Annotated in this window: 13 protein-coding genes and 3 pseudogenes; 5 read left to right on the top strand and 11 right to left on the bottom strand. The window is 39.2% G+C overall.

Features of this window, described 5'->3' with window-relative positions; all coding sequences use genetic code 11:
- The first annotated feature begins 117 nt into the window (after nt 1-117).
- Nucleotides 118-672, top strand: coding sequence for a GNAT family N-acetyltransferase (locus BM100_RS06895; protein WP_092509271.1), 555 nt, complete (start codon nt 118-120; stop codon nt 670-672).
- 63 nt (nt 673-735) lie between these two features.
- Here the strand turns inward: BM100_RS06895 and uhpC are convergent, their stop codons facing one another.
- On the bottom strand, nt 736-2,064 hold the full coding sequence (gene uhpC, locus BM100_RS06890; protein WP_092509269.1) for an MFS transporter: 1,329 nt from the start codon (nt 2,062-2,064) through the stop codon (nt 736-738).
- An 8-nt stretch (nt 2,065-2,072) separates the two neighbouring features.
- A complete protein-coding gene (uhpB, locus tag BM100_RS06885; protein WP_092509267.1) occupies nt 2,073-3,641 on the bottom strand; it encodes a signal transduction histidine-protein kinase/phosphatase UhpB in 1,569 nt (522 codons plus the stop codon).
- 172 nt (nt 3,642-3,813) lie between these two features.
- On the opposite strand from uhpB, the gene BM100_RS24040 reads away from it, so the two are divergent.
- Entirely contained in the window at nt 3,814-4,017 is a 204-nt protein-coding gene (locus tag BM100_RS24040) for a hypothetical protein (RefSeq protein WP_420855288.1), read from the top strand.
- Nucleotides 4,007-4,312, top strand: a pseudogene (locus BM100_RS24035) (tyrosine-type recombinase/integrase); the annotation flags it as partial. The gene BM100_RS24040 and the pseudogene BM100_RS24035, both read left to right, overlap by 11 nt.
- A gap of 433 nt (nt 4,313-4,745) precedes the next feature.
- Here BM100_RS24035 and BM100_RS06875 read toward each other — a convergent pair.
- The 6 genes and pseudogenes from BM100_RS06875 to BM100_RS06845 all read right to left on the bottom strand — a co-directional run.
- The gene (locus tag BM100_RS06875) at nt 4,746-5,294 is read right to left on the bottom strand and encodes a hypothetical protein (protein ID WP_092509265.1); all 549 of its coding nucleotides are present in this window, start codon (nt 5,292-5,294) and stop codon (nt 4,746-4,748) included.
- Nucleotides 5,295-5,354: 60 nt separating this feature from the next.
- Nucleotides 5,355-5,552: a phage tail fiber protein gene (locus tag BM100_RS06870; RefSeq protein ID WP_092509263.1), complete on the bottom strand. Its 198-nt coding sequence runs from the start codon at nt 5,550-5,552 to the stop codon at nt 5,355-5,357.
- 615 nt (nt 5,553-6,167) lie between these two features.
- On the bottom strand, nt 6,168-6,485 hold the full coding sequence (locus BM100_RS06860; protein WP_092509259.1) for a hypothetical protein: 318 nt from the start codon (nt 6,483-6,485) through the stop codon (nt 6,168-6,170).
- Between the two features lie 52 nt (nt 6,486-6,537).
- Entirely contained in the window at nt 6,538-6,831 is a 294-nt protein-coding gene (locus tag BM100_RS06855; protein WP_092509257.1) for a hypothetical protein, read from the bottom strand.
- Nucleotides 6,832-7,568: 737 nt separating this feature from the next.
- The gene (locus tag BM100_RS06850; protein ID WP_092509255.1) at nt 7,569-7,880 is read right to left on the bottom strand and encodes a Thoeris anti-defense Tad2 family protein; all 312 of its coding nucleotides are present in this window, start codon (nt 7,878-7,880) and stop codon (nt 7,569-7,571) included.
- A 294-nt stretch (nt 7,881-8,174) separates the two neighbouring features.
- Nucleotides 8,175-8,331: pseudogene (locus tag BM100_RS06845) on the bottom strand (DNA methyltransferase); the annotation flags it as partial.
- A gap of 41 nt (nt 8,332-8,372) precedes the next feature.
- Between BM100_RS06845 and BM100_RS23825 the strand changes: the two are divergent.
- Both BM100_RS23825 and BM100_RS06835 read left to right on the top strand, forming a co-directional pair.
- On the top strand, nt 8,373-8,507 hold the full coding sequence (locus BM100_RS23825) for a hypothetical protein (protein WP_274539921.1): 135 nt from the start codon (nt 8,373-8,375) through the stop codon (nt 8,505-8,507).
- Between the two features lie 820 nt (nt 8,508-9,327).
- Nucleotides 9,328-9,654, top strand: a complete 327-nt coding sequence (locus BM100_RS06835; protein ID WP_092509251.1) for a hypothetical protein — start codon at nt 9,328-9,330, stop codon at nt 9,652-9,654.
- Between the two features lie 18 nt (nt 9,655-9,672).
- Here BM100_RS06835 and BM100_RS06830 read toward each other — a convergent pair whose 3' ends face one another.
- The 3 genes and pseudogenes from BM100_RS06830 to uhpA all read right to left on the bottom strand — a co-directional run bounded on the left by BM100_RS06830 (nt 9,673) and on the right by uhpA (nt 12,154).
- The gene (locus BM100_RS06830) at nt 9,673-10,542 is read right to left on the bottom strand and encodes a hypothetical protein (protein ID WP_092509249.1); all 870 of its coding nucleotides are present in this window, start codon (nt 10,540-10,542) and stop codon (nt 9,673-9,675) included.
- Between the two features lie 892 nt (nt 10,543-11,434).
- Nucleotides 11,435-11,547, bottom strand: a pseudogene (locus BM100_RS23570) (phage portal protein); the annotation flags it as partial.
- The gene (uhpA, locus tag BM100_RS06825; protein WP_092509247.1) at nt 11,546-12,154 is read right to left on the bottom strand and encodes a response regulator transcription factor UhpA; all 609 of its coding nucleotides are present in this window, start codon (nt 12,152-12,154) and stop codon (nt 11,546-11,548) included. The gene uhpA and the pseudogene BM100_RS23570, both read right to left, overlap by 2 nt.
- Nucleotides 12,155-12,168 lie beyond the last annotated feature (14 nt).

Raw genomic sequence — 12,168 nt, 5'->3', positions numbered from 1 at the left:
ACTATACCATGTTTTTGAAATCTGCCCTTATCCCATTAATTGCCAAAATCGAATTGACCCGCCTTTTAGTTAACACTATTTTTTCATAAAATAAACAATCAACAAAAGGAATGTGAAATGCCCTTCGATAATTTAGAAACCAAACGGCTTCTGCTGAAAAAACTCGCTTATAACGATGCTCCCCAAATCCAGCAAAAATTCCCTCATTGGGAAATTGTCAAATATCTGGATAGCGGAGCTGTTCCTTGGCCCTACCCTGATAATGGTGCTGAGTATTTTGTCAACAACGTGGCTTTTCCCGCCATCCAGTCCGGAAAAGCCTGGATTTGGTCGATAAGAGTGAAAGACAATCCTGACGCGCTCATCGGTGTCATTGGCTTATATGATAAGCAAGATAACAACCGCGGCTTCTGGTTATCATTAGAATACCAAGGCCAAGGATTTATGCGCGAAGCCTGTGAAAAAGTCACTGATTATTGGTTTAATATACTCGGCAAACCTGTTCTCAGAGCACAAAAAGCCAGTATTAATCAGGGTTCCCAAAGAATTTCATTGGCGCAAGGAGCCAGGAAAATAAATGCAAAAGAAAAGGAATATGTATCAGGGAAGTATGACAGTGAAATATGGGAAATCACCAAAGAAGAATGGCTTAAACGAAATACGGCCCCTTAAGCAAGGGCCTTTATCTATCCATCCCTGAGCTTTTATACTCACACAATCAATTAAAACTACCAATTAATCCTGTACTTTCTCTCTTGGAAATTGAGCTTGCAGGAAAGGAAGCAAAAGTAACCCAATCATTACTGAACAGATAGAAATCGCTATAAACAGCCCTGTCCAATGATAATTATCCAAAATAATGGCAACAGGATAACCCGCAAGAGCAGCGCCGGTATAAGCAAACAGGCCGACAAACCCGGTAGCAGCTCCCGCAGCATCTTTATGTGAACATTCAGCGGCAGCCATACCAATCAACAATTGCGGGCCAAAAACAAAAAAGCCTACTGTGAAAAAACCGATTGATTGGAAAACCAAATTAGTGACCGGCATCAACCACAATGCCGCCACAGACAAAAAAATTCCCATGGCGAAAATCAGGTTCATTGGCCCTCGGTTGCCACCAAATAATCGGTCTGATCCCCAACCTGCCACCAAAGACCCCATAAACCCACCAACCTCAAAAAGCGATAATACTGCGTTGGCACTCACCAAATCATAATGGTGATATTCCGTCAGATAAAGATTGCCCCAATCATTAATCACCGTACGAACAATGTAAACCAGCACATAACTCAGAGAAAGCAGCCAAATATACTTATTGCGGAACACATAAATTTTCAATATCTCTTTGGTTGTTAACCCCTGCCCTTCATTTTCCTGCATCTTTTCCAGACCATCATTACGATATTGACCAATCGTCGGTAATCCCATCGTGGCTGGTTTATCGCGTAATCGGTAGCATAAAAAGAGCCCCGCAAGAATCCCCAAACAACCCGGCACAATAAATCCTTCACGCCAGCTAAAATGCAGTGTTAAAAAACTCACAAGCAATGCAACCAAAGCACTCCCGGTATGGTGCGAAGTATTCCACAATGACCACCAAAACCCGCGCTCTGAACGGGAATACCAAGAGGTAAGCAACTTGGCACATGATGGGGAACCCCATCCCTGAAACCACGCATTTAATACCCAAAGAAAGGTAAACATCGCGATTGAGCTGGATAATCCGAAGAAAATATTGATAACCCCGGTAGCAATTAAACCAATACCCATAAAATAACGGGGATTAGAGCTATCTGAAATGATGCCGGAAAGAAATTTAGAGCAACCGTAAGTGATATAAAATAAAGTCCCGATAAGGCCAATATCACCTTTATCAAGGCCAAGATCGGTTATCATTGCCGGCATCGCATAGTTAAAACTTTTGCGGGTAAAATAAAACAGGGCATAGCCGATATAAAGGCTAAGCATGATATGCAAACGCCAGTAACGATATTGCTCTCTGATTTCTCCATCAGATAAATGACGGTGATGTGCTGGCTTAGATTGAAGAAAAAATGTCATGACTCGTCTTAAAGTTTGGGCAAAATGATCGACAAATTTGTTCCAGCATTAATCAAATTATGCTGTCGTTTTTCGCTATAAGTTTTTTCATTATCCGTTTTTTCGATATGCTTTTTTCCATTACTGACAGAGAATTTGCCACCGAGTGCCTGTACACGTTCTCGCATACCACGCAAGCCAAATCCTTTCATATGATCTTCGGCCTTACAGCCAATTCCATTATCCTTAATCGACAAGTGAATCATTCCCTTAACGGAAAAATGCAACTCAATACGATCTGCCTGAGAATATTTCAGTGCATTATTCAGTGCTTCCTGACAAAGACGATATACCGTTATTTTGGTGGTATCACTTAATTGTTCAATTGCCACAGCCGAATTATCTGCCCAGAATATATCCACGATGATCCCTTGAGCTTCAAATTCCATATCCCGCAATAATTGTTCAATGGCTTCTTTCAGACCAAGATCATCAAGAATTTTAGGACGCAACCGACTGAGCAAACCTTTAGTCGTATCATAGACATTAAGGGATAATGATTCGATGGTTTTTGCGCAATTGGACGTTACTGGCGCAGCCTCTACTCGTTGAATAATATTAGCCTGCGTTCGGATAGCCGTAATATTTTGACCAATTTCATCATGCAATTCCCGGGCAATATCTCGTCTCACAGATTCTTCGGCTTTCACTAATTGACGGGATAAACTGTGATTGCGATATAGCTGGCGTTTTAACTGCGCATTGAGATCCCGCTGACGCTGAACAGCCATGCCAAGCATGATCCCTGTTATCGTCTGTACCAAAAGTGACAACAATAAATCTGTTATCTCCATATTTGAAACACCGCTACGAGCCGCAATCAATGCGATGCTATTTAGCAAGGTGCCAAGCACAGCGCCATGCCAGCCATACCGGAAAGCCAACAAAATAATGGGGATAGCCAGACAGAACGGCGCAAAATAGCGCAGCTCATTGGGATACCCTACCTGAACAAAAATATTAAGTAAAAACAGTAAAATATAGAGAAAAATATGGCGCAGGCGAAAGTGAACCCGATACATAACAAGGTTGGCAGTCAAAGGGTGCCAAATATTCTGGAATAAGTAGTGCCACACTAAATAACACAGGGGCACCACCATAACACCGCCAGTTAAACTCACTAAAAATGCAATGAGCAAGGTCGAATTATGATTGCTTACTGCCACAACATTAATAATGGCACTTGCCAAAATAACACTCATCATGACAGCAAATCGCTGCCATTGGGTGCCACAATAATAATGACTGGCAAACCAAACAATTGGCAGACTGGCGATGCTGGCGGTTAATACCGTCAACCATTGTGGCTGCCCCATTAATAATGCCAAACAGATAGTTAGCCCACATTCTGCCCCGTAAATCGTTGGCCAGTAGCTCTTCGGGATATGCAATACAATGCCAAGACGTAAAGCAAAGGGAAAAAATAATATAGCCAGTTCGGAATCATTGAGAAAATAATAGGCAATTACCCATAAACAAAACCACCAGCAAGAAAACAACAACCAACCACAGAATGAATTAAGTAGATATCGGCGCATAAAAAGAAAAAATTTCCCAGATGACACGCTAACTCCCCACCACACCTGACTATTGCACTGAATTATTTGGATTTCTGTTTTGCTAATTTTCGTGCTTTTAAGGACGTCAGGCTATTTTGGGATTATCAGGCTCCCTTTAAATCGTGAAAATTTGAGCTGGAGAGCATCGCACATGGCTCACTATAACATACAAAAGCACCCTCGCGCAGACGGCACTGCCCGCTATCGTTGCCCCGTTGGTGTCAAATCTGGCGGTAAATATATTTATAGGGAGAATCGCACTTTCGGAAAACAATCCCACGCAAAAACAGGGGGTGCTATGAGGATGGCTGAATTGGAGCAAAATGGATTTCCTTCGAATGATAAAAATGGGTAATCACATGTTTGTTCCCTTGCTTGGAGAAGCATGGGATATTGTTCAAAACCAACCAACATCTGATAGTGAACTTATATTTCCCTACAATGTGAGAAGCATATCTAATGCATTTCACGATGCGTGCAAAGAATTGGGTATTCAAGATCTCCGCTATCACGATCTACGCAGGGAAGGCGCAAGTCGCCTATTCGAAGCTGGGTTCTCGATTGAAGAGGTGGCTCAGGTTACAGGACACCGTTCATTAAACGTCTTGTGGCAGGTATATACAGAACTGCACCCACAATCACTACATTAAAAATTCAACAAACTCATGCAGCAGAAAAATGAGTGATTTCTAAAGGGTAGATTTCTGCCCTTTAACATACGGGATAATTCCGTATCTACCTATGCAGTTATATCCCGTCCTCCATTAGAGGATGGCGAGATTATTGATGAGTTGCCTAGCCATGACGGAAATCACCATACTCAAGGTGTGATATCCCACTTTGGATGAAGGGGATCGCTGAGAATATTAACGAGTTAAAGAGGATAATTCTCCCATTTAACGTAATCTATTGATTTTGTTAACTTCCGCCAGAGAGCCGGAGATTAGTGGAATCAAGGGGGGTTGAAAGACAGGAAATCTCGATTTAGTTAACTTTCTGGCTTTATTTAATTACTGTTCAGGGTGGGAGTTGCAGTTCTCATCTCTGGCGGAAATAAAGGAAGTTAAAAGATTAAATTTCACTTTATTTATACAGGCCAAAAGGCCGTGCCTTACCATCATATCCCAACGTTACGAAATCGTGCCCGTTCATAGTTTGTTTTACCTGAACTCCGTTTAAAAAAACTACGCTGTGGAAATGGTACAAAGGATCGTCCTTGGATATGGAAAAGCAGCTCAACCCGTATTCAACAGCCTGCCTTCCATATGTACAAAAACAATCGTACACAGTTGGAAAAGCACAATTTGCAGCAACTTTACGCACATACCCCTTAATTAAAATATCTCGCAACTGTGCAGATAATTCCATGGCTAATGGTTTTATCGTCATACTAGAACCTGGATCTGCGGAGCCACAGATAATCATCCGAACACTATGCAAATTAGCGATGCTTGCAGCCCAACCGCGAATAAGTTGAGCAACTCCTAATGCTCCAAAATAAGTTCCATTTATCATTACACCTGTTTTCTCGCCATGACACGAGATAGTTAATCGTTTTTTATCTCGTTCTTTTGGGTCTGGCTCTACAAATACATAGGCATCTGGATATACGGCTACTAGTTTAAGTGTCATATTCTCCCTTTCAGGTATACAATCAACCTACTCCCCTTACGTGACTATGTAAATTCAAAACTAATCCGAGTCTTGCACTTTCTGCCGTTGGTTCCACACCGAATCCGCCGGCATCTGCACCCGGACATCAATGTAGATGAGTTCAAGGCCATTGTTGTTCTTCAGGGAAGAGATACCGCTGTGTACACCCAATGCCTCATCTGCGTTATAGCCAAGGATACAGCCTATCTGATAATGTCCCGTCCAACACGGCGGCATGAGTTATTTTTGATTCTGTCTGTTCGTTCAAGGGTAAGGGCCATCGCTAATACTGACAGACGGCGATAACCCGACGCAAAGAGTTGCCGATGAAATAAACAAGTAAAAGCAATAGAGTTACTCTTTTTGCCCAACCCATAAATCAACCATAGGAGAGATCCCAATGGTTGAAATTAAAAATGCCACTAACGGGTGACAACGTACATTTTATTTATCAAGAATGACGGAGATAATGGGGAAACGGAGTATAAAAATTCTTTACCCAAAACTGTATAGAGGGGAGCTGGCTTTCTTTGATACGTTTACGTTGTTTGATGATTATGAAAATTTTCTGATTGAGAAACTGCTTATTGAGCGCTATCCCCGAAAGGAGTTTGAAGAAATTTTTTTGCGCCGTTTGCCTCATGAACGGTGTTAATCAGAAAAATAAAACTCAATAAACAAATTATGCTTAGATGATATTGTTATCTTGTAATTAGCCAATTGAAATTTTCAAGTTAAATCTGACATAGAGTATCAATTAAGAGTGGTTTCTTTATTTCAATGGAGTGATAGTTTTTAAAAAACATGATTACATCACTCCATTATTTTATTAAACCCTTCCTGCAAACATTATTAATTATAACCACTTACTCTAATAGTATATGGATCCTTAATCATGTCATTTGATAACAAGAGATGTGTATTGTTGTTAAATACTGCGTCAATCCCCACTCCAATCGTGGAAGTTGTGTAATTAATTTCAATCACTTCTCCTATATTTCTACTGAAACGAACCATTAACATTACCAATCTATCATCTTCTCTGGAGCCATAATATATTTTCTTTGAATTACCCTCACCTATGTCTGTTCCTGCCTCTGTCCCACTAGCAGCAGTCAAGTAAACTGATATACCTACCCCTACTTTATTAATTATAAATTTATAGCTCATATTATAAACCTCACCAATTGTATTCATTGAACTAATATTTAGGTGACTATCATTAAGTTATATAAAATTGATAAGTATTTATATTGAAATTAATTGTAAACTCTGAACGACTATTAAAGAAACCACTTAAATCTCCTGAAATATCAGAAGACATTAAATTCTGGTTGAAATAAATCACCTGAGTTTCTATTAAAATATTTATCTGAGACAGGTAATACCCTGTATAATTTACATGCGCAGAGCCTAATGCTGGCACTGTAACACTATGATAATGCTTATCATCCCTACCTTTAACTGAAACGGACATTGTATTATTTGATATATTGACAAAATTTTTTTCACCCATGGAATTTACCTTTTTGATGGCTTGGGGATTTTCATTATAAATAAAAAAATAATCGATTAAATTACATAAAAAATATTTTTTTAAATTTTAATATTAACTTAAAATGATCTATTGTCATTTAATGATGATTAAATATTAATTCCCATGATAATTTTTAGTTACCCACACAACGACGAATTAATTAAATTCATTGCCTTTTATTTATTATGATAAATAGGCGCTAAATTTAGTGATTTTTCAGTGGGCGGCGTAGTGGAATCACAATTGCGTACAGGAAGAATATCGTCTCAGCTGGCGTAGCAGCATGCTGACATGAAGTAAAGCTGCTATGGGATTACATGTCACACGACTGACAAATCCGCCTTGAATAGACGGGTTTGGTAATGATTCAACGCATAAATATTATGCGACATCCATGCCAATTACCAGTGATGTTACATCGCGTTCATGACGTCATATAAGGTGAGATTGTGTCTCGTCAACGGCTTGACGGAAAGAGCCTCGAATTTGCTTTAGCTTTTGTTGTTCATGTTCCAAGTAGAGGGTCATATAGCACCAGTGGCGTGTTTGGATTGGTATAATAAACTACCTTCTCTGCAGAACTGTCCTCCATAAATGTTATATGCAAAATAGGATTACGTATAAGGGGGGTGTCGGTAATCACAGTACCATTATAAATATAAGAATGTTGCAAATTTATTAAGACCGCAATAAGCGGCCTTAACAAATAAATGAAATCAATTTATTTGCTTTTTATCAGCAACACATATCTCCCAATCACACGCCACCATATCTTTTTGCTTCGGAAACCATGACACCCATTCGTCTTCATCATACTCCTCTATATAGATTAGCTCCGCACCTATTTGGGGTTTAAGGCGTATAGATTGAGTAGGAAAGCGCCAGTCTTTACGGCGCAGGTATTTCCCTAGATACACTTGAATAATTGCCCAAGGAAAAGAACCGACAGGTGCCACACTATCTTTGAATTGATCTGGAGAAAGTAAACATTCTTTATCATTATTTTCTGGTTTATTAACGTCAGACATAAATCCCTCACTTTATTATTCGTTAAAGATCGCTTCTTCCTACTGCTAATTAGCCAATTAATAATATTTAAGCCAGGTTCTTATTTTAATACAGTACGTGCTGTAGATATTAATACGTTTTAATACTCTACAATTAGCCATTAAACCAAATTAGTCTATATCTCAGCCCATCTTTTAAGTTGTAAAGTCAAAGTTTACTGCTGATGAAATACCCTAAGTTGAATAAAAAGTATTAATAGCTACAAACTGAATTATCCGGAATTACCGGAGAGTGGATTGAATTTCTTGTTCAATTTAATTAAATCGTTCTTCTTCCAGTTCTACGCCCAAAACACGGCGATTTAATTTTAATGCTACTTTTAAAGTTACCCCCAGTCCCCATAAAGAAATCTGCCACCACATCCCCTTCCCGGTTACTGGACTGGATAATGTGCATCATCAGGTCAGCGGGTTATTTCCCGCATTGTTTTAAATCGGAAAGAAGAAGCTATATTGCCAGAAATCATGAAATTTACGGCAGTAACCGGCTACCCTATCAAGCGCAGAACGGTCGGCATGATGTATATAAAAGGTATGTCCATCAGTTTTGACGACCAGATTATGTGGTTTGTTGATACAGGTTCTTAAGCGCGCCAGCCCGAAAAAATCAATCGAGGTTTCATGCCAACGGCCATTTTTGGCTCACTCTATGCAGTTCAGCAAATCCCAGCCGGTGATAATCGGCGCGAGATAGCTAAGGGTAAATGCCGCGTCCTTTCAAGCCGACCGACGCGGATCAGCATTTGGGCTTTCATAGCCAGTATACGCTTGAGGGGCGCGGAATGTTTCAATAAGGTCGCTGCCGGAAAAAATTGGCAAACTAGTTCGTGCACCGCTTCATTGGTACCGCCAATGGTGATGCTTTGCACGTGATAGCGTTTGAGTACCAAAAAACAAAAATCCATACCGGAGCGCAGCCATTGTGGTATTTAGATTTGCCAACTATGAGAATAGCGCCCAAAGCGGGGAGTTATGGCAAATTAACAGGCATAATACATAGATAAAGACTAACCATAAGGCGTAGATAGCTGCAATGAAGACTAATCCTACCCCAATAACCATCACCACTACCCCTATAAATTCAAGATACTTCTTTCCTTGAACTGCCTTTATAAAACGCAAACTATAAATAATTATAGCCATTCCTATTATAAATAAAGTGCCGTGTATCCATGCTGCTTGAGATGTTAAATCATACATTTCGCTAGACCAAATAAGAATTATTGATGAAACAGTAACATTTCAAACTGCATTCAAAAAATAATATTTGTTACAAAACGTTAATTTCTTATTGAGTTTGATTAAATCGTTCGGCGTTCAGTTCAACACCTTGCACATGGCGATCTAGCACCAAGATGCTATCAAATATATTGGAATGAGGCATCAACCCACTTAAACACGGCTGAGAATGACGTACAGGGCGAGAAAGTCAGCGTTTCAGGCCAGCTTAAATCTGAAAGAAGAAGCGATGTTGCCAGAAATCATGAAATTTACAGCAGTAACCAGCTACCCCATCGTGTACAGAACGGTCGGCATGATGTTTATGAAAGGTATGTCCATCAGTTTTGACGACCAAATTATGCGGTTTGTTGATAGTGAAATCAGGTTGATGGAAGCAGAAGACGGGCGGGCACTAAGGTTGTGTGAGTTTGACGCTCGGAAAACTCGGAAAAAGGTGCGCCGCAATACGTTGCGGCTGCGTATTAAAAATCTTAGTAAGATAAGGAAAATATGAAAAGAATATTTTAAATAATCACTCTGATAAATATTTTGGTACGTATTTTTGCCATATCATCTTTCCTTCTTCGCTTTCCCAGGGTGGAATCGTAGGTTTCCCTTCAAACCAAAAGTGTATTTTTTGTTTCACCTTAGGATTGTGTCTATTCCTATAGATCCACCTCAATTCACTTGCAGTTATACTGGTTTTACTAACTTCACCAGTTTTATTATTGACATAAGGTTGTTTACTTACTATAGATCTCATGTCTAAGCCATCAAGAATAAAATGTACCTTAATTTTTTGAGCTATAGGGTCACTGTCCGTGACAACCCAAGATAATCCCCCTTTGCACTTTCTGATAAAGTGTTTTTTACGCACCTCATAATCCAACTGACGTTTATCATGTTCAGGTAACATAGCGGTGTAATATGCTTTATGACCTATCATATGTGCGTTATAATTATCCCTAAATCCTCGTTTTTTAGGCAGATTCAAGTTATATTCGCGCCTTTGAGCACTTCCTATATTCAATTTAGTTTGATTTCTCTCTTTACATAAATTAGAAATTGCCGATTTTTCAGAATTCTCCAATTCTTTAAAAGACGCTAATTCTTTAAAAGACTCTAATTTTTCAAAAGATGCCAATTTTTCAAAAGCCACCAATTTTTCAAAAACCGCACCTTTTTCAATATGCGCCAACTTTCTTTCATTATTAAATTTTTCAAATGGAATTAAATAATGATCTATAGTTGTAGGTATATAATCAACGTCTTTTGGATTATAATTCATATTAATAAAACGAAATGGTGCGTAAGCTATAACGTATTTTTGCCTTTCTCTAGATAATCCATAAATTAGATCACCACGAGAAACTTGTACAATAGGAGTTTGATTATATGTCATTTGATTTTTACTTGGTTTGCTAATAATAATTTATTTAATATAAAAATGTAGAGTATACCCAACTAGAAGTACATTGATTTATATAAGATTAAATTGAAAAACAAAATTATAATAAATAGAATTGAATAATGTTTACATATAAAAATCATTTTATTTATTTATTTATTTATTTATTTTATTGAAGATTATATTAATTTAATAAATCTCATAATTATAGTTGAAGATTATGATAATATAATTCATTGCTTTTAGATCTAACCCACCAATCAGGAATGCTTAAGACTATGAAACTAATAATACATTTATTCTCATTTAATGAATAGAACTTATTAGTAAATATTGGTAGGCTACAATGATATGAAATATGATGAAATTTTTAAGATCTGTTCGATCTACTAGGGAATAGATACTATACGCGTCGTACTTCAAGGTGCATGCATTATCATCCCGCGACGCGGGATGATAATGCATTGCTTCCTGAAACTTGGAGTTAATAGGATATAAAACATGTATCACGTGATCAAAGATTTAATTAGATAAAAATCGCCCCACAATTTCTCATAAAATTGCACAGTTTTTCTTGATATTTAAACCTCGCACAAGGCCGGCTCAGGTAAGGTTTCCCCCCTCTTTTGCATAACTGCACAAGAACGCCCCCTTTTGCGTACAAATGAGGCGGAGGAGCAAACGTGCACAACGGGTGGTAATCAGTCAACTTTCCGGTGGGAATTGCGGTAATCGCAAAAGAGGCGTTCAATACCGCCATAGCAACACTCAGTCGCACGTTTGGCGTGCGAGCCAGGATGGTGATGGGTGTAACGCGCGGTTGAATGACGTTAACCGACAGTGTGTGCTTGGCGGGTGTGGATCTGGTGGTGTTATGACGTGCCGATCAGGCATAGAGGCAAAAGCGTACGACTTCTTCTCCTGCCCAGTCATTTACGAATTTCAGGCTTTCCATAATGGGTGGAATTCATTGATGGCAAACACTTTCGCGGCTTTATCAAAGATCACCAGCAGTAAAATAATTTGCTAAACCAACGTTATTCGTTACCCCTAATTTGCTCATCGCATTGGCACGATGAACATGCACTGTTTTATGGCTCAAACCCAATTCAACCGCCACAGCTTTGACATCCATGCCACTGGCAAGCATTTCACTCACTTGCCGCTCACGCTTAGTCAGATGATCCAACGACACCGAGCTGTTTTTTGATGATGTCAATTTGTGCACAATATCGGGGGTGAGATAGCAACCATTGTTTGCTGTAGTGCGTACCGCCTGAAGCAATTCATCTGGGCTGCAACGTTTACTCAGATAACCACGGGCGCCCGCTTTTAACGCGTTTTCCACCATAGTAGCGGAATCATGCACACTCAACATAATGCAGGTGATGCCTGAAGGGAGATCCTGCAATAGAGACAACCCACTTTCATCTTTCATTGAAATATCAAGAATACATACAGTTGCGCCTGAACCCGGCAGCCCTTGTCTGGCTTCCGCACACGAACTGAATTCCCCCACGACTTCAATATCTGGCTCTAAATTTAGAAGCTGGGCAAATCCTGAACGCACGATCACATGATCATCAACTAATGCTACTTTAATCATCACTATTTTTATCA

The organism is Xenorhabdus mauleonii (assembly GCF_900113945.1).
GTDB classification, from domain to species: Bacteria; Pseudomonadota; Gammaproteobacteria; order Enterobacterales; family Enterobacteriaceae; genus Xenorhabdus; species Xenorhabdus mauleonii.
The sequence above is the reverse complement of the archived record's forward strand: the minus strand, read 5'-3'. Positions and strand labels throughout refer to the sequence as shown.